The sequence below is a fragment of the Methylobacillus sp. DLP286 genome (assembly GCF_056636515.1).
Map to the genome: position 1 here is coordinate 2,716,903 of NZ_CM153145.1, position 16,336 is coordinate 2,733,238.

A 16,336-nucleotide genomic window follows, 5' to 3' on the forward strand; every position below is an offset into this window, starting at 1 on the left:
TTGCATCCACTTGCCGTACTTCAGTGTACTGTCTGCGTGGATGTGCCTTGCCAGCCACTTTTTCTGCAGCGCTCGGTTTAGGGGATTTGTCCACCGGTTTTTAGGGTTCCTGGTTTAGGTAGCCGAAAGTATTACAAGGAAAACGCATGAATTCATTGCAGTTTCCCCGCCACGGGGACAAGGAAAACTCGGCATTTTTTGAGGAATACCTGGTCAAGTTGCTGGAAGAGCGCGATGCGGTGGGCTTGACCGCGATGGTGCACGAAATCGATGCGCTCATGATCACGGTGGACCCGGGGCATTCGGTCAAGTATGTCGCGGAGCTATGCTTCATGACTTCGTACCATTACCTGGTGACGCTGGAGAGCGAATCGCACTGGACGCATGTGCTGCGCATCGACCTGGACTCGCCCGACCTGTTGGTGCGGGAAGTGAAGGACCCGAACCTGCGCGGCATTTTTCGCAGCCTCAACGAAATCTACCCGGTGGGGGCGCGCAAGCCGAATAGCCGCTACATGGGCGAGATCATCCGCGTGGACAGCCTGCATGACGTGGTCAAGCTGCAGCAGGAGCGGGAATTTCGCTTCTTCACCCAGGACGAGGTACGCAAGCTGGAGTTGCCGGGCAACCTTGCAGTGAGCAAGCCCTCGCCTTACACCCACAACATCGTTGCCTACATGGAGCGCAAGCCGGATGAAATGCGGGTGTATTCGCTCGGGGTAAGCCGAGTCGATCCCGAGTTGCAGATGGCCTATGAAGCTGCCAAGGCCTTGCAGCAGAAGCTCAATTTCGGCGACCTGCTGCTGCCGATCGACCATCTCGCGACGCGGGTCTACAGCCAGAACCGCGAGGTGGCGATCCTGGAATACCTGTCGTGGTCGAGCTATTACTTCTGGGGCGCCTACAATATTTTCGACCAGAACTCATCGACCAACGTCACCAAGAGTGCGCACGGTCTGCCGGAATCCAAGAGTCCGGCCAAGGTGTTCACCGCCAACAACACGCCTTATTTCGTTAACCACCTGGAAAAGCTGCCGTCGCCCACCGAGACCTTCGTGCGCAACTACGGGCCGCGCCTGCACCACATCGCGGTGGCGGTAAGGGATGGCGAGCGCGACGGCATCGAGCACATCGAGTTCGCCGTGAATGCGATCGCCTCGCAAGGAAAGGGCTTCCTGCTCGACGTCATCGGTTCGCGCGAGGAGGGCTTGAAGCAGATATTCTCCAACGCTTCCGAACATTCGTCCCTGATCGTGGAGTACGTGCAGCGCTTCGGCGATTTCCAGGGCTTCTTCACCAAGGACAACGTGGCGGTGCTCACCGAAGCGGCCGGGCGTGAGGAAGGCGTAAAATCAGGGGCATCCCTGGGTTGATGTCAAGAGGTTGGTGTCAAGGAATCAGCCACAATCTAATCGTTACCCACGCCCAGCTTCTTGGCCACCGTCAAGGTCAGTAGCGAGGCAACGAACAATACGCCCAGGGTCATGAAGCTCTTGTGGATGAAATCCGAATCCTTGATCCAGTCCCAGATCATGGCGACGCCGAGCAGCAGGCTGGCGAGTATGCACAGGATGCAGATGGTGAAGCAGATGTTGCGGATGGTGTTGATGCGCATGGAGTGCTCCTGATCATATTGTTTTTGCTTGTATCGTATTGATGCGCCTGAGCAATTCGGCGCTATCCCTTGCATGATTATGGTATATTGCGCATCCTTTTGCCATTCGCTTTATTCCTACAAGCCATGACCCAAAGCCGCCGCCATCTTGAATTGCTCGCTCCGGCCAGGAATGCCGATTACGGCATTGCCGCGATCAACCACGGCGCCGATGCCGTGTATATCGGCGGACCGGCGTTCGGCGCGCGCGCCAAGGCGGAAAACTCGGTGCAGGATATTGCGCGGCTGGTGGCGCATGCGCACCGCTACCATGCCGAAGTGTTCGTGGCGTTCAACACCATCTTCCACGACAACGAACTCGAAACCGCGCGGCAGACCGCCTGGCAATTGTACGACGCGGGCGTGGACGCGCTGATAGTGCAGGACATGGGCCTGCTGCAGATGGACATCCCGCCGATCCAACTGCATGCGAGCACGCAGACCGACATCCGCACCGTGGAAAAGGCCGTGTTCCTCGACCAGGTCGGCTTCACCCAGATCGTGCTGGCGCGAGAGATGGACCTCAACACCATACGCAAGGTCGCTGCCGCTACCAGTTGTAATCTTGAATATTTCATCCACGGCGCGTTGTGCGTGGCGTTCAGCGGCCAGTGCTACATCAGCCACGCCCACACCGGGCGCAGCGCCAACCGCGGCGAATGCTCGCAGGAGTGCCGCCTGCCCTATACCCTGGAAGACAGCCAGGGCCGCATCCTCGCCAAGGATAAGCACTTGCTCTCGATGAAGGACAACGACCAGAGCGCCAACCTGCGCGCGCTGGCGGAGGCGGGCGTGAGCGCTTTCAAGATCGAGGGGCGCTACAAGGATATCGCCTACGTCAAGAACGCCACGGCCTACTACCGCCAGTTGCTGGACGACATCCTCGAGGACAACCCGCATTACCGCCGCGCCTCCTCGGGCCGCGCGATCTTCAGCTTCGTGCCGCAGCCGGAAAAAACCTTCAACCGCAGCACCACCGAATACTTCCTGCACGGACGCGGCGAGGACGTCGGCGCGTTCGATACGCCCAAGTTCGCGGGCGAGGAAATCGGCCGCGTCACCAAGGTCGGGCCGGATTATTTTGAAGTGGAAACTTCGCTGGAATTGCACAACGGCGACGGCGTGTGTTTCTTCGACGTGCACAAGGAACTCACCGGCATGCGCATCAACACCGTGCAGGGCAAGCGCCTCTACCCGAACGAAATGCCCGCCGACATGCGCCGCAACATGAAGGTCTACCGCAACCGCGACCATGCCTTCCTGCGTTTGCTGGAAAAGGATTCCGCCCAGCGAAAAATCAGTGTGGCGATGACGCTGCATGAAACGGTGGACGGCTTCGCGCTCAGCATGCAGGACGAAGACGGCTTCATGGCCTATGTGCAAACCAGCGCGGAAAAGCAGCCGGCCGAGCAGGCGGAAAAGGCGCAAGCCAGTATCCGCGACAATCTTGCCAAGCTCGGCAATACCGAGTTTTCAGCTGGCGAAGTTGCGCTGGACCTCAAGGCGGCATGGTTCATTCCCAGTTCCGTCGTCAACCAGCTCCGGCGCGAGGCGGTGGCCCAGCTGCAGGCCACGCGCTTGCTCGGTTACGAGCGCCCCAGGCCCGGCAAGCCCGCCGAGCCGCCTGCGCAATACCCGCAGGATACGCTGAGCTACCTCTCCAACGTCTACAACAAGAAAGCGCGCGAGTTCTACGAAAAGCACGGCGTGCAGGCGATTGCCGCCGCCTACGAGGCGAACGAGGAACTGGGCGAAGTGCCGGTGATGATCACCAAGCACTGCCTGCGCTACAGCTTCGCCATGTGCCCGAAGGAAGCCAAAGGCGTGATCGGCGTGCAGGGCACGATTACCGCCGAACCCATGACCCTCGTCAGCGGCAAGGACAGGATCAGCCTCAAGTTCGACTGCAAGCGCTGCGAAATGCACGTGATGGGCAAGGTGCGCAAGAACGTGCTGCAACTGCCGCAACCGCAACCGGTGCAGTTTTTCGCGAAGCGCCCGGCTTAGCGTTTCCCTGGCCAGAGGCTCAATACTGTCCGGGCAACTGCGAGCAGTGATTCACGGCTCGCCCCTGAAGCGGCCTGCACGCTCATTCCCTGATGCACGGTGGCGATATATTTCGCCAAGGCGGCTGGGTCGGTGTCTTCGTCTAGCTCCCCTTCCAGGCTGGCGCGCTGCATTCTGGCAATGAGTGCCGCTTCCAATGCTTGTCTCCGCTCGATCAGCAGCTGTTTGACTGCTTCGGCCTGCACTCCACAGCTTAACGATCCCGTATTGATCATGCAGCCATGGGGCTGGTCAGGCTCGGTCAGGGACTTTGCACTTTCCGACAATAGCTTTTCCACCACGCGGTAGGCAGTGGGTTCGCCGAGCGCGGCCGAAACGAATGCAATCGGGCCGGCGATGTATCGCTGCAGCGCTTTCTCGAACAATTCCTCCTTGCTGCCGAACGCGGCATACAGGCTTGGCTTGTTGATTCCCATGGCATCGGTCAATTCTGCGACCGAGGTGCCTTCATAGCCATGGGCCCAGAACAATCGCATCGCAATCTCCAGGGATGCCTCCGGGTCGAATTTGCTGGGGCGGCCCCGTGGTTTCTTGGTGTCAGCCATGTTCATACTCGCAGTCACTATCGAATTAATAATATTGTACCACTTGGTTGAAAATTATTTGACAATGTAATTCCGCACCGTTTAATATTTATTTACCGTTTGGTACATAAATATAGGAGATCAGCATGAGTAACATGGAAAGCAAGGTTGCATTGATTACCGGCGCCAACCGCGGCATCGGCTTCGAAACCGCTAAGGAACTGGGGGAGCAAGGCATTCAGGTGATATTGGCTGTGCGCGACCCCGCAGGCGGCGAAGCCGCAGCGGAAAAATTGCAGGCGCTAGGCATCAAGGCTGTCGTGGTGCCTTACGAGGCGGGCAAGCCAGGGGCCGCCGCCCAGGTGGCGGCGTTTGTCGAGCAGCATTTCGGCAAGCTGGATATCCTGGTGAATAATGCAGGCATCTTGAAAGAGAACTTGGTCGGCGGCAACAACAGCAGTCAAGTGGAAGGCAACGTGCTGCGCGATACCTTCGAGGTCAATTTCTTCGCCGTTATCGAGCTGACCCAGGCCTTGCTGCCCTTGATCAAGCGCTCCACGGCCGGGCGGATCGTCAACCTTTCCAGCATCCTCGCTTCACTCAGCCTGCACAGCATGCCGGATTCGCCTATCGAGCAGGCGAAGAGCGTCGCCTACAACACATCCAAAACTGCCTTGAACGCTTATACCGTGCATCTTGCACACGAGCTCAAACATACGGCGATCAAGGTCAATGCGGCCCATCCCGGCTGGGTGAAGACAGCGCTTGGCGGCGCCAACGCCCCGATGGAGGTGGATGGCAGCGGCAAGACCAGCGCACAACTCGCCACGCTGGACGCGGAAGGGCCAACCGGCGGATTCTTCCATCAGGGCGAAGCATTGCCTTGGTAAGGTTGCCGCCGCATGGCAGGCGCCTGCACTCCCGGTACCGCAAGCCATTGTTCGCCTTTGTCATGTCGGCGGTAACCTCGCTGATCGTGTCGGCGGTGATCCTGGCGTTGCGCGGCGTGCCTGCGCCTCTCTTCCTGCATCAATGGGCCCATGCTTTCATCACGGCATGGCCCGTGGTGTTCCTGTCCATTATCCTGATTGCGCCGCGGATCGATCGCTTGCTGGACTGGGTCGTGGAAAGGGACTAGACAAAGCAAAGGCGTCATCAGCCTTTCGATACTTGAGGATAGTGCTTGTTTAGCGCTATCTGTTCTCTAGCCTGATGGGTAGCAGTCGCAGTTTCGGTAGAGCGCGGAGCCGTGACCGAGCCGCCGCGAAGCGTGAAAGCTGCTACTCAATTGCCGCTGCGCGGTAAAACTCAACATAGAACCTGCCGGGGATGCCGAATTCCACCCAATGGACGATCTCCGGCAATATGACGATGGTTTCCCCCGCATTGGCAATCGCTGATGCTTCATTCGGCGGCGCCAGGCGGTAGACGACTTGGCCTTCCAACACATGCAGCAGGCCCCAGACGCCGGCCTTGGTGGAATGCTGCGATTGCAGGGCGGCTGGCAGGTTGTCCGGCGTGAAGTCCGGGGTACGCTTGTAGGCTTCCAGCCCTTCGGGAAGCTGGCTGGGAATCAGGCTCATGTTTCCAGCCTGACCAGGTTTTGCGGCTTACCTTCCGTCCAGGCGCTGATATTGGCAAGCGTGGTGCCGGCGATCGCATCGAGCGCTTCACGCGTGAGGAAAGCCTGGTGGGCGGTGATGATGACGTTGGGGAAGGTCAGCAGGCGCGCCAGCACGTCATCCTGCAATGGGAAATCGGATAAATCCTCGAAGAACAAGTCCGCTTCTTCTTCATATACGTCCAAGCCAAGGTAGCCCAAGTGGCCGCGCTTCAATGCGTCGATCACGGCGGGCGTGTCCACCAATGCGCCGCGACTGGTGTTGATGAGCATGCTGCCTTGCTGCATGCGGCTGAGCGAGCTGGCATTGATGAGGTGGTGGGTCGCAGGGCTCAGCGGGCAATGCAGGCTGACGATATGGGATTGCGCCAACAATGCGTCGAGCTCGAGGTAGCTGGCCCCCAGCGTAGTGACTTCCGGGTTGGGATAGGGATCGTAGGCCAGTATCTTGCAGCCGAAGCCTGCCATGATACGCGCAAACGCTGCGCCGATTTGCCCCGTGCCGACAATGCCTACGGTCTTGTTGACCAGGTCGAACCCCGTCAATCCGCGCAGGCTGAAATCGCCTTCGCGGGTACGGTTGTAGGCGCGCGTCAGGTGCCTGTTGAGCGCAAGGATCAATGCGACGGTATGCTCGGCGATCGCATGCGGCGAATAGGAGGGCACGCGCACGACGGCGAGGTTGAGCCTTTGTGCGGCTTCCAGGTCGATATGATTGTAGCCCGCGGAGCGCAATGCGACCAGCCTGGTGCCGTTGGCTGCCAGCTTCTCCAGCACCGGGGCGGACAAGTCGTCATTGATGAAGGCGCAGACGACTTCCGCTCCTGCGGCAAGCACGGCGGTATCCACCGTGAGCTTGGGCTGCTGGAAGATGAATTCGGTATTCTGGGGCTTGGGAAAGGCAAGAAAGCTTTCCCGGTCGTATACCTGGGTGCTGAAAAAGACGATGCGCATCGGACTCCTTTACATTGGCGGGCGGCAGGCTCGATGGCTTGATTAAAACATCAATACAGGCCGCAGCCAAGCAGCCGCGCGGCCAAGCGCAAAACAAGCCCTCCCGCGAGGGGAGGGTGGATACGTCCAACGTCAGGGAAATGTGCCGGCGAATGAGCTTCGCTTCAAATTGTTATGCCGATCACTCTGAAATTTTCAGGTCTTCTACTAGTAATGACACGCGAGAATGAAAAAAGGACACCCCTTGATAAAAATATTTCCATAAGATTTTGTATTTATATGGTTATTTTCTATCTTCTCGAGTACTTAATAGGCGCTCCGTTGATGGGTCTTTAATTCAATTCGTCAAAATGACATTAAATTGCAATATTTATGTGGCGAAATTGTCATGCGGGCAACGCGCTTTATGTCTTCAGTTTCGCTGGGGAATGCCGTAAATGACGAAGCTGCCGCTAGTGTGGCCTCATCCCATCCAACCTGTTCCAACTCCCGAGTAAGACAATGCAACTCCATGATATAAAAATCTCCACGCGCTTGATCGGCCTGAGCGTGTTTCTTCTGCTGGGGTCGCTGATCCTGGGGCTGACGGGTTGGATCGCGCTGTCGAAAACGAACGCTCTGCTCCAGCTTACGCTGGAACAGGCCGCGTCCTCGGAAGAGGCAGTGGATACTGCCCGCAAGGCACAAGTCATATTCAAGATACAGATCCAGGAGTGGAAGAACACGTTGTTACGCGGCCATGATATGGAAGCGTTTGCCAAATACCGGGATGCCTTCATCAAGAGCGGCAAAGAGACGCAAGAGGAGTTAGGCAGGCTGCAGACTATTTTCGCTAAGCTCGGCCTGGATGAGGACATGGTGACCGAGGCGAAAAGTTCGCTTGCCAAGCTTGAATTCGATTATCTTGATGCGCTCAAGCAGTTCGACAGCGCCCGCCTCGAGAGCACGCAGGCCGTCGATAAGCTGGTCAAGGGCATGGACCGCGAACCTACTCAAAAGATCGACCAGATCGTGGCGTTTGTCAGCGAGCACTCGGCAAGCATTCGCGAGCGCAATCAAGCATCGGCGCAGAAGCAGCACGATCTTGCCGTCTCGTCGATTCTGCTGGCACTGCTTATCCTGACTGCTGCCGGCGCCGGGCTGACCTATTGGATCATCACCAGCGTGACGCGCCCGCTCAACAGCGCTATTGCAATCGCAAAGACCGTGGCCGCCGGCGACCTCACAGCTGACATCAACATATCGTCTCAGGACGAAACCGGCCAGCTGCTCTCGGCATTGAAGGAAATGAATGACAGCCTGGTGCGCATCGTGAACAGGGTGCGCCAAGGCACCGACGCGATTGCGACTGGCTCCAGCGAGATCGCGGCAGGCAACCTGGATTTATCCTCCCGTACCGAGCAGCAGGCCAGCGCCTTGGAGGAGACCGCGTCCTCCATGGAGGAAATCACCGCTACAGTGCGCCAGAACGCGGATAATGCCCAGCAAGCCAACCAGCTTGTCGCCTCCGCTTCCGAAATTGCCTTGCGTGGCGGCAATGTGGTGTCGCAGGTGGTATCAACCATGGAATCGATCAACGAGGCTTCCAAGCGGGTTGTCGATATTATCGCCGTGATCGACGGGATTGCCTTCCAGACCAATATCCTAGCATTGAATGCGGCAGTCGAAGCCGCCAGGGCTGGCGAGCAGGGGCGGGGCTTTGCCGTGGTCGCTGCGGAGGTGCGCGGCTTGGCGCAACGTTCCGCTTCGGCTGCCAAGGAAATCAAGGAGCTGATCGGCAACTCGGTGGAGCGTGTTGGCACCGGGGAAAAGCTGGTGACGGAAGCGGGAGCGACGATGCAGGAAGTGGTGCAGAGCGTGCAGCGCATCATCGATATCATGGCCGAAATCACTGTCGCCAGCCGCGAGCAGACCAGCGGTATCGAACAGGTGAACATCGCGATCAGCCAGATGGACCAGGTCACGCAGCAGAACGCAGCCCTGGTCGAGCAGGCGGCTGCAGCGGCAGCCTCATTGCAGCAGCAGGCGGACGAGCTGGCTTTGGCGGTGGGCAGGTTCAAATTAGGCTGATGCGAACTGCCAGCGGATGCTGGCAATAAGTCTTCAACCGTCCGCAGAGTACACGCGCTCTGGCCAGCAAACGCCAAAGGCCAGTACGTCGTGGTATTTCCCTTCTGAGCGGGCATGCGCGTGCAGCACACCTTCCTGGAGCAAGCCGCATTTTTCCAGCACGCGTGCCGATGCCCGGTTATGCGCTAGGCAGCGCCCGGTAATGCGCGTAATGCCCAGCGTGTTGCGCGCGAACGCCATGAGCGCCTGCAAGGCTTCCGTGCAGTAACCCTGGTTCCAGTACTCGGCGGCAATCCAATAGCCGACTTCCGCACGGCGGTCGGCGGCATGGATATCCAGCAGGCTGACAGTGCCAAGCAGGACGTCGTCCTGCCGCCTGGTCACGGCAAAAATGACGCCCGTCAGTTGGTCGTGATGAACTTCATGGGTGCCGAACCATTCCTCGGCTGCATCGGGCGGGTAAGGCCAGGGAATGGAAGCGCACATGGCTGCAATTCGCCGGTCTTCCAACATCGATTGCACGGTTGGCGCATCCTGGATCACGTAGGGACGCAGCGCCAAGCGTGCGGTATTCAGGCTGGGCAACTGCATGCCGCTAGGAATATCGCCTCAAGGCGCGGGGTTCATGTATCGCAGGTGGATCGCTTCGATCTCCTGCAAAATGTCCTGCGAAAGAGGCTTTTGCCAGGCGCCGATGTTTTCCTGCAGCTGATCCAGGCTGGTGGCGCCGATAATCGTGCTGGTCACGAACCAGCGGTGGTAGACGAACGAGAGCGCCAGTTCGGCAGGGCTGAGGCCATGCTTGCGTGCGAGCCCCGCATAGGCCGCGCTGGCAGGGGTGACGTTGGGCTTGGTGTAGCGCTGGGCGTAGCCGGGAAACAGGGTGACGCGGCCCTTGGCCTGCGGGTCGTCGATATATTTGCCCGTGAGATGGCCGAATGCAAGGGGCGAGTAGGGAAGCAGGCTCACTTGCTCGCGGTAGACAATCTCGGTCATGCCGAACTCGAATCCGCGGTTGAGCAGGCTGTAGCTGTTCTGGATGGAGGCGATGCGCGGCAATCCGTATTGCTCGGAAGCGCGCAGGAATTCCATTACGCCCCAAGGCTGTTCGTTGGACACGCCGACGTAGCGTACCTTGCCTTCCTTCACCAGTTCGGCCAAGGTTTCAAGCTGCTCCTGGATCGACACCCAGGCCTTGGTTTCCTTGGCTGGGTCGAACTGGTATTGCCCGAAAATCGGCACATTGCGTTCCGGCCAGTGGATCTGGTAGAGGTCGAGGTAGTCGGTCTGCAAGCGCTTGAGCGAGCCTTCGATGGCCGAACGCACATTTTCGCGGTCTACCGCGCTCGGGCCGCCGCGTATCCAGTCGAGCTTGCGGTTGCCGCCCGCCACCTTGCTCGCGAGGATGATCTTGTCGCGCGGCTGGCGCTTGAGCCAGGTGCCGATAATGCTTTCGGTGCGGGTATAGGTCTCGGCCTTGGGCGGCACCGGGTACATCTCGGCGGTGTCGATGAAGTTGATGCCTTGCGATAGCGCGTAATCGAGCTGGGCATGGCCCTCGGCTTCGGTGTTCTGGTCGCCGAAGGTCATGGTGCCCAGGCAGATGGCGGATACGTCGAGGTCTGATTTGCCTAGCTTGCGGTATTCCATGTGACTGTCCCTGAGTCTGTGGGAAAAAGGCAAGTGTACGTCATTTTGCGTAGGCGGGTGGCACTACTCCCCTTGTGGTATTGTCGAGCCCTGCGCGCATGCGTATGATGAACCCAACTCAATCACCGTGTTTTCCGCATGACTTACTGTGTAGGCTTGTTGCTCGACCAGGGGCTGGTCTTGGCGTCCGATACCCGTACCAATGCCGGCGTCGACCAGGTGGCCGTGTTCCCCAAGATGAGCGTGTTCGACGTGCCGGGAGAGCGGGTGATTACCTTGATGACGGCAGGCAACCTTGCCATCACTCAGGCGGTGATCAACCGTCTGCGCGACGCGATCAAGCTCAACGAGGGCGCGACATTGCACAACGTCGCGAGCATGTTCGATGCCGCGCAGCTGGTGGGCGAGCAGCTGCGGGTGGTGTACGAGCTCGACCATGAGCATTTGAAGAACCATAACACCGATTTCAACGCCAGCATCCTCGTCGGCGGGCAGATCCGGGGCGAGCCGCCCAAGCTGTTCTCGATTTACGCCGCGGGCAATTTCATCGAGACCAGCCAGGAAACCCCTTACTTCCAGATCGGCGAGACCAAGTACGGCAAGCCCATCATCGACCGCGTGATCACGCACGAGAGCGACATCATGGAGGCGGTGAAGTGCGTGCTGATCTCCTTCGATTCGACTATACGCAGCAATATCTCGGTAGCCGCGCCGATCGACCTGCTGATCTACCGCACGGATAGCTTCCATGCGGATTGCAGGCAGCGCCTTACCGAAAGCGACCCCTACTACAACACCATACGCCAGGGCTGGTCCGACGGCCTGCGCGAGGTGTTTGCCGCTTTGCCCAACCCGGACTGGTGTTGATGTGCCGCGGTCAAGAACCGCACGGAATCCAGCCGCAAGTCCAGTATAATGTCAGGGTTTTCGATAGATCACCCTGAAAGTCCCGCTTGAGCGACCTAGACCATGTATTTTCCGCGCAAGGCCCGTTGGCGGAAACCATCCCAGGCTATCGCGCGCGCCTGCAACAGCAGGAAATGGCGCAGGCGATCGCCGAGGCGATCAAGCACAACCGCCAGCTGGTAGCCGAGGCCGGCACCGGCACGGGCAAGACCTTCGCCTACCTCGTGCCCGCGCTGCTGTCGGGCGGCAAGGTCATCATTTCCACCGGCACCAAGACCTTGCAGGACCAATTGTTCAACCGCGATCTGCCTGCCGTACGCGACGCGCTCAAGGTGCCGGTCACCGTCGCCATGCTCAAGGGGCGCGCCAATTACGTCTGCCATTTCCACCTGCAGCGCGCGATGAGCGAGGGCCGCTTCTATTCGCGCGAAGACGCGGCCTATGTCCACAAGATCCAGGCCTTTGCCGAGAACAGCGCCACGGGCGACAAGAGCGAGCTGACTTCGGTGCCCGAAAGCGCTACCGTCTGGCCCGCGGTGACTTCCACCCGCGACAATTGCGTAGGGCAGGAGTGCGCCTTCTACAAGGATTGCTTCGTGATGGAGGCGCGCAAGCGCGCGCTGGCCGCGGACGTGGTGGTCGTGAACCACCACTTGTTCTTCGCCGACGTGATGCTGCGCGACGAAGGCGTGGCCGAGCTGTTGCCCGCGGCGAATACCGTGATCTTCGACGAGGCCCACCAGTTGCCCGAAGTCGCGGGCATGTTCTTCGGCGAGGGCTATTCCACCAGCCAGCTCATGGAGCTGGCGCGCGACTCCCATAACGAATACCTCACCACGGTCAAGGATTGCACGGCATTGCCGGAGGCGACGGCCGCGCTGGAAAAAGCCGTGCGCGATTTCCGCCTGATCTTCGCCTACGAGGGCGCGCGCTTGCCGGTGCAGAAAGCCCTGGCATTGCGCAACTTCGAGGCCGCCTATGCGACGATGCAGGAAAAGCTCGCCGAGCTGGCAAACGTCCTGGAAACCCAGGCGGAGCGCGATCCGGCCGTCGATAACTGCTGGCAGCGCGCGCTTGCGTTGCAGGCCTTGCTGCAACGCTGGCATGCCGCCGCCGATGACAACCTGGTGCGCTGGGTCGAAGTGTTCAGCCAGTCGGTGCAGTTGCATGCCACGCCGCTTTCCGTGGCCGAAGGGTTCAGCAAGCAGCTCAACGCCCAGCCGCGCGGCTGGATTTTCACCTCCGCGACCCTGGCGGTGAAAAGCGATTTCAGCCATTACCTCGCGCAGATGGGCCTGCAGGAGGCCACCACCGGCCATTGGGACAGCCCGTTCGAGTACGGCCGGCAAGGTTTGTTCTACGTGCCGCAGGGCATGCCCGAGCCCAATAGCGCCGGATATGCGGCCGCCGTCGCCGCCATGGCGTTGCCGGTGATCAAGGCTAGCCGCGGGCGTGCGTTCGTGCTCTGCACCAGCCTGCGCGCGATGCGCGAATTGCATGCGCTGCTCAAGGATGTCTTTGCGGCCGAGGGGCTGGAGTACCCGCTGCTGATGCAGGGCGATACCGCGCGCAGCGAGCTGCTGGAGCGCTTCCGCCAGCTCGGCAATGCCGTGCTGGTGGGCTCGCAAAGCTTCTGGGAGGGCGTGGACGTGCGCGGCGAGGCGCTGTCTGCCGTGATCATCGACAAGCTGCCGTTCGCGCCGCCCGACGACCCGGTGCTGGCGGCACGCATCGACAAGATGAACGCCGAGGGCAAGAACGCCTTCATGGAGTACCAGTTGCCGTATGCCGTCATCACCCTCAAGCAGGGGGCGGGACGCCTGATCCGCGACGAACGCGACCGCGGGGTGCTGATGATCTGCGACCCACGGCTGATCAGCAAGCCCTACGGGCGCAGAATCTGGCAGAGCCTGCCGCCGATGCGCCGGACGCGCAATGTGGAAGATGTAGTAGAATTCTTCGCTTCTTCCCCACTTGATCCGGCGTGATATATCCGGCATGAAGCTCCTCGCCCTAGATACCTCTACGGAATACCTGTCGCTGGCCCTGCTGCTCGATGGCAGGTTTGCCGAGCGCGAGCTGCTGGCGGGCCAGTCCCATTCCCAGCGTATCCTGCCTTTGCTGCGCGAGCTTTTGAACGAAGCGGGCGTAGGGCTGCGCGACCTGGACGGCATTGCCTTCGGCGCGGGCCCCGGTTCGTTCACAGGCTTGCGCATAGGTTGCGGCGTCGCCCAGGGGCTGGCCTTTGGAGCCGGGCTGCCCGTCATCGGCGTGAGCACATTGCTGGCGCTGGCCGAGGACGCACAGGGCGCCGGCAGGGTGATCGCCTGCCTGGATGCGCGCATGGGCGAGGTGTACCACGCTGCCTATGAGAAAACGACGGCTGAGAAAACAGCGGCAGGCTGGCAGGAAGTCGTTGCCCCCGGACTGTATGCGCCGGATGCGGTGCCGGAAATCGAGGGCGAGGGCTGGACCGGGATAGGCAGCGGCTGGAAGGCTTACGCGCAAGCGCTGGAGGAGCGCTATGCCAGGCAACTGGCACAGTGTCTTCCCCAGGCTTATCCGCGTGCCGCGGCGATTGCACGATTGGCATTGCCCGGGTTTGAAGCTGGCCTGGGGCGTCCGGCCAGCGAAGCTGCCCCCATCTATATCCGCAACAAGGTTGCGCTGACCACGCGCGAGCGCGAAGCCAGGGCGGCCGGCGCATGAATGCCGTGCTGAAGCCCGAGGTCAGGCTGCGGCCCATGCAGGCGGCAGACCTGGATACCGTGTCCAGGATAGAGCCGACGATTTTCCCGTACCCCTGGACGCGCGGCAACTTCAGCGACTCGCTGAGCGCGGGCCATAGCTGCTGGGTATATGAGCGCGACGGCGAGCTGTTCGGTTATGCCGTCATGATGCTGGTGCTGGACGAAGCGCACCTGCTCAATATCAGCATCGCGGCGCCCTGGCAGGGCAAGGGCTATGGACGCAATCTGCTGGCCCATATGATGGATATCGGCCGTCAACATGGCGCGCTGAATATGTTCCTGGAAGTGCGTCCTTCCAACCAGGCGGCGCTGAGCCTGTACGAAAGCATGGGCTTCAATGAGATGGCGGTCCGCCGCGGCTATTACCCCGCGCCTGAGGGGCGCGAGGATGCCGTGCTGATGGGAGCGGCATTGTGAAGGAGGCGACATGGGCCTGAGCCGCGACGATATGTTGCGCGAGCTGGAGTTATTGCCAGTCTGGCGCTTGCGGAACCCGGCAGTATTGCCGGCTGCAGGTCAGTCGCAGGATGAGCGGCGCGAGGTTGCAGCAATTGAACCTGATCCGGTAGAGGCTAGGACAGACGCTCTTGCCAGCGAGGTCGCCAGTGAGCCGTTACAAACCCAGGCGCCAAGCCCGGTTGAAACCTCGCCGGCCCCGATAGCGGCTCAAGCGGAGCCCATGCCCGAGACAGGCAATTATGAGGCTGGCGATATGCAGCCCGATCCGGAATATTTCGAAGCCATGCAGTCATGGCCGGAGTTCAGTGAAAGCGGCGTACCGCCATTGTTTGAAGAAGAGGATCCCGCTCCGCAGGGCGACAGGCGGACCGCCATCATGGCCATGGATTGGCAAGCCTTGCAGCAGAGCGTATCGGAATGCGAGGCTTGCGACCTGGCACAGAAACGCACGCAAACCGTGTTCGGCGTCGGCGACCCGAATGCGGAGTGGCTGTTCGTCGGCGAGGCGCCCGGAGCAGAGGAGGACAGGCGCGGCGAACCATTCGTCGGCTCGGCTGGCCAATTGCTCGACAATATGCTGGCCGCCATCGCACTGAAGCGCGGCGAGAATGTCTATATCGCCAACGTGCTCAAGTGCCGCCCGCCCGCCAACCGCGATCCGCATGGCGAGGAAGTGGTGAAATGCGACCCTTACCTCAAGCGCCAGGTGGAACTGATCAAGCCGAAATTGATTGTCGCGCTGGGCAAGTTCGCGGCGCAGTCGCTGCTTGCCAGCGACAAGAGCATTGCCGGCTTGCGCGGCAGGCTGCATGATTTTCACGGGGTGCCGGTGATCATCACTTACCATCCGGCCTACCTGTTGCGCAACCTGCCGGACAAGGCCAAGGCCTGGGATGACTTGTGCTTCGCGCGGGAAACCATGCGGGGCTTGCAATCGGCGGCATCGCCCCCATCTGTAGCTTAGTTTAAGGATGGGCATGAGCCCGTGTCTAGAGCGTCCGGCGAAATCGCTTCGTTAAGTTTTGCCAGGCGCTTCATCAGTGGATTGAATTGATTCTTGGAACGAAGGGATAGAACATGCAAAAAATCTGGTTGAAGTTGGCGGCGCTATTGATGGTGCTGACCTTGAGCGGTTGTGGCTACAACACTTTCCAGAGCCTCGATGAACAGGTCAAGGCGGACTGGTCCGAGGTGCTGAACCAATACCAGCGCCGTGCCGACCTGGTGCCCAACCTGGTGAACACCGTCAAGGGCTATGCCTCCCACGAGCAGGAAGTGTTGACTCAGGTGGCGGATGCACGTTCCAGGGTGGGCAGCATCCAGGCAACGCCGGAACTGCTGAACGACGAGCAGGCCTTTGCGCGCTTCCAGGCTGCGCAAAGCCAGATGACCTCTGCGCTCTCGCGCCTGATGGCCGTGGCCGAGAATTACCCCCAGCTCAAGGCGGACGCCAACTTCCGCGACTTGCAGGCGCAGTTGGAGGGCACCGAGAACCGCGTGACGGTGGCGCGTAACCGCTACATCAAGTCCGTGCAGGCTTACAACACCGCCGTGCGCCAGTTCCCCAACAACCTGACCGCCAAGATGTTCGACTACCAGCCTAAGCCAAACTTCTCGGTGGAGAACGAAAGCGAAATCTCCAAGGCGCCTGCTGTCAGCTTCGATAAGTAATAGGGCAGCG

At 60.1% G+C, this 16,336-nt stretch carries 17 protein-coding genes; 11 read left to right on the forward strand and 6 right to left on the reverse strand.

The window, feature by feature from the left end; translation table 11 throughout:
- Window positions 1-146 precede the first annotated feature (146 nt).
- Window positions 147-1,373, forward strand: coding sequence for a hypothetical protein (locus tag ACWXTG_RS13070; RefSeq protein ID WP_480220136.1), 1,227 nt, complete (start codon window positions 147-149; stop codon window positions 1,371-1,373).
- 35 nt (window positions 1,374-1,408) lie between these two features.
- Here ACWXTG_RS13070 and ACWXTG_RS13075 read toward each other — a convergent pair whose 3' ends face one another.
- Entirely contained in the window at window positions 1,409-1,615 is a 207-nt protein-coding gene (locus ACWXTG_RS13075) for a hypothetical protein (RefSeq protein ID WP_309564314.1), read from the reverse strand.
- Between the two features lie 126 nt (window positions 1,616-1,741).
- Here ACWXTG_RS13075 and ACWXTG_RS13080 point away from each other — a divergent pair, with 126 nt between their 5' ends.
- The gene (locus ACWXTG_RS13080) at window positions 1,742-3,661 is read left to right on the forward strand and encodes a peptidase U32 family protein (RefSeq protein WP_480220137.1); all 1,920 of its coding nucleotides are present in this window, start codon (window positions 1,742-1,744) and stop codon (window positions 3,659-3,661) included.
- Here ACWXTG_RS13080 and ACWXTG_RS13085 read toward each other — a convergent pair.
- Window positions 3,658-4,266: a TetR/AcrR family transcriptional regulator gene (locus ACWXTG_RS13085; protein WP_480220138.1), complete on the reverse strand. Its 609-nt coding sequence runs from the start codon at window positions 4,264-4,266 to the stop codon at window positions 3,658-3,660. The two genes, ACWXTG_RS13080 and ACWXTG_RS13085, sit on opposite strands and share 4 nt — an antisense overlap.
- Window positions 4,267-4,391: 125 nt before the next feature.
- Here ACWXTG_RS13085 and ACWXTG_RS13090 point away from each other — a divergent pair, with 125 nt between their 5' ends.
- Both ACWXTG_RS13090 and ACWXTG_RS13095 read left to right on the forward strand, forming a co-directional pair.
- Complete coding sequence (locus ACWXTG_RS13090) at window positions 4,392-5,135, forward strand: SDR family oxidoreductase (RefSeq protein ID WP_480220139.1); 744 nt, start codon at window positions 4,392-4,394, stop codon at window positions 5,133-5,135.
- Window positions 5,129-5,383, forward strand: a complete 255-nt coding sequence (locus ACWXTG_RS13095) for a DUF2798 domain-containing protein (protein WP_480220140.1) — start codon at window positions 5,129-5,131, stop codon at window positions 5,381-5,383. Before ACWXTG_RS13090 ends, ACWXTG_RS13095 begins: the two co-directional genes overlap by 7 nt.
- 142 nt (window positions 5,384-5,525) lie before the next feature.
- On the opposite strand, the gene ACWXTG_RS13100 is transcribed toward ACWXTG_RS13095, so the two are convergent.
- On the reverse strand, window positions 5,526-5,828 hold the full coding sequence (locus ACWXTG_RS13100; RefSeq protein WP_480220141.1) for a TehB family protein: 303 nt from the start codon (window positions 5,826-5,828) through the stop codon (window positions 5,526-5,528).
- Window positions 5,825-6,820, reverse strand: a complete 996-nt coding sequence (locus ACWXTG_RS13105) for a 2-hydroxyacid dehydrogenase (protein WP_480220142.1) — start codon at window positions 6,818-6,820, stop codon at window positions 5,825-5,827. The genes ACWXTG_RS13100 and ACWXTG_RS13105 overlap by 4 nt, the downstream gene beginning before the upstream one ends.
- A 501-nt stretch (window positions 6,821-7,321) precedes the next feature.
- Between ACWXTG_RS13105 and ACWXTG_RS13110 the strand changes: the two genes are divergently transcribed.
- Complete coding sequence (locus tag ACWXTG_RS13110) at window positions 7,322-8,890, forward strand: methyl-accepting chemotaxis protein (RefSeq protein WP_480220143.1); 1,569 nt, start codon at window positions 7,322-7,324, stop codon at window positions 8,888-8,890.
- 33 nt (window positions 8,891-8,923) lie between these two features.
- Here ACWXTG_RS13110 and ACWXTG_RS13115 read toward each other — a convergent pair whose 3' ends face one another.
- Both ACWXTG_RS13115 and ACWXTG_RS13120 read right to left on the reverse strand, forming a co-directional pair.
- The gene (locus ACWXTG_RS13115; RefSeq protein ID WP_480220144.1) at window positions 8,924-9,481 is read right to left on the reverse strand and encodes a GNAT family N-acetyltransferase; all 558 of its coding nucleotides are present in this window, start codon (window positions 9,479-9,481) and stop codon (window positions 8,924-8,926) included.
- Between the two features lie 18 nt (window positions 9,482-9,499).
- Window positions 9,500-10,540 (reverse strand): NADP(H)-dependent aldo-keto reductase, encoded by a 1,041-nt coding sequence (locus tag ACWXTG_RS13120; RefSeq protein ID WP_480220145.1) that lies wholly within the window; start codon window positions 10,538-10,540, stop codon window positions 9,500-9,502.
- A gap of 138 nt (window positions 10,541-10,678) precedes the next feature.
- On the opposite strand from ACWXTG_RS13120, the gene ACWXTG_RS13125 reads away from it, so the two are divergent.
- The 6 genes from ACWXTG_RS13125 (at window position 10,679) to ACWXTG_RS13150 (ending at window position 16,326) form a co-directional block, all read left to right on the forward strand.
- Window positions 10,679-11,407: a proteasome-type protease gene (locus ACWXTG_RS13125; protein WP_407994686.1), complete on the forward strand. Its 729-nt coding sequence runs from the start codon at window positions 10,679-10,681 to the stop codon at window positions 11,405-11,407.
- Between the two features lie 86 nt (window positions 11,408-11,493).
- Complete coding sequence (gene yoaA / locus ACWXTG_RS13130) at window positions 11,494-13,434, forward strand: DNA repair helicase YoaA (RefSeq protein ID WP_480220146.1); 1,941 nt, start codon at window positions 11,494-11,496, stop codon at window positions 13,432-13,434.
- Window positions 13,435-13,444: 10 nt separating this feature from the next.
- The gene (gene tsaB / locus ACWXTG_RS13135; protein ID WP_480220147.1) at window positions 13,445-14,155 is read left to right on the forward strand and encodes a tRNA (adenosine(37)-N6)-threonylcarbamoyltransferase complex dimerization subunit type 1 TsaB; all 711 of its coding nucleotides are present in this window, start codon (window positions 13,445-13,447) and stop codon (window positions 14,153-14,155) included.
- Window positions 14,152-14,613: a ribosomal protein S18-alanine N-acetyltransferase gene (gene rimI / locus ACWXTG_RS13140; protein ID WP_480220148.1), complete on the forward strand. Its 462-nt coding sequence runs from the start codon at window positions 14,152-14,154 to the stop codon at window positions 14,611-14,613. Before tsaB ends, rimI begins: the two co-directional genes overlap by 4 nt.
- Before the next feature lie 10 nt (window positions 14,614-14,623).
- Window positions 14,624-15,619 carry a uracil-DNA glycosylase gene (locus tag ACWXTG_RS13145; RefSeq protein WP_480220149.1) on the forward strand — a complete coding sequence of 332 codons (996 nt, stop codon included), beginning with the start codon at window positions 14,624-14,626 and terminating at the stop codon, window positions 15,617-15,619.
- 113 nt (window positions 15,620-15,732) lie between these two features.
- Complete coding sequence (locus tag ACWXTG_RS13150) at window positions 15,733-16,326, forward strand: LemA family protein (protein WP_309564334.1); 594 nt, start codon at window positions 15,733-15,735, stop codon at window positions 16,324-16,326.
- Window positions 16,327-16,336: the final 10 nt, after the last annotated feature.

Coding starts and splice junctions, on each gene's coding strand:
- ACWXTG_RS13070 (WP_480220136.1), top strand. CDS start 147: ATGAATTCATTGCAGTTTCCCCGCCACGGGGACAAGGAAAACTCGGCA.
- ACWXTG_RS13075 (WP_309564314.1), bottom strand. CDS start 1,615: ATGCGCATCAACACCATCCGCAACATCTGCTTCACCATCTGCATCCTG.
- ACWXTG_RS13080 (WP_480220137.1), top strand. CDS start 1,742: ATGACCCAAAGCCGCCGCCATCTTGAATTGCTCGCTCCGGCCAGGAAT.
- ACWXTG_RS13085 (WP_480220138.1), bottom strand. CDS start 4,266: ATGGCTGACACCAAGAAACCACGGGGCCGCCCCAGCAAATTCGACCCG.
- ACWXTG_RS13090 (WP_480220139.1), top strand. CDS start 4,392: ATGAGTAACATGGAAAGCAAGGTTGCATTGATTACCGGCGCCAACCGC.
- ACWXTG_RS13100 (WP_480220141.1), bottom strand. CDS start 5,828: ATGAGCCTGATTCCCAGCCAGCTTCCCGAAGGGCTGGAAGCCTACAAG.
- ACWXTG_RS13105 (WP_480220142.1), bottom strand. CDS start 6,820: ATGCGCATCGTCTTTTTCAGCACCCAGGTATACGACCGGGAAAGCTTT.
- ACWXTG_RS13110 (WP_480220143.1), top strand. CDS start 7,322: ATGCAACTCCATGATATAAAAATCTCCACGCGCTTGATCGGCCTGAGC.
- ACWXTG_RS13115 (WP_480220144.1), bottom strand. CDS start 9,481: ATGCAGTTGCCCAGCCTGAATACCGCACGCTTGGCGCTGCGTCCCTAC.
- ACWXTG_RS13120 (WP_480220145.1), bottom strand. CDS start 10,540: ATGGAATACCGCAAGCTAGGCAAATCAGACCTCGACGTATCCGCCATC.
- ACWXTG_RS13125 (WP_407994686.1), top strand. CDS start 10,679: ATGACTTACTGTGTAGGCTTGTTGCTCGACCAGGGGCTGGTCTTGGCG.
- tsaB (WP_480220147.1), top strand. CDS start 13,445: ATGAAGCTCCTCGCCCTAGATACCTCTACGGAATACCTGTCGCTGGCC.
- rimI (WP_480220148.1), top strand. CDS start 14,152: ATGAATGCCGTGCTGAAGCCCGAGGTCAGGCTGCGGCCCATGCAGGCG.
- ACWXTG_RS13145 (WP_480220149.1), top strand. CDS start 14,624: ATGGGCCTGAGCCGCGACGATATGTTGCGCGAGCTGGAGTTATTGCCA.
- ACWXTG_RS13150 (WP_309564334.1), top strand. CDS start 15,733: ATGCAAAAAATCTGGTTGAAGTTGGCGGCGCTATTGATGGTGCTGACC.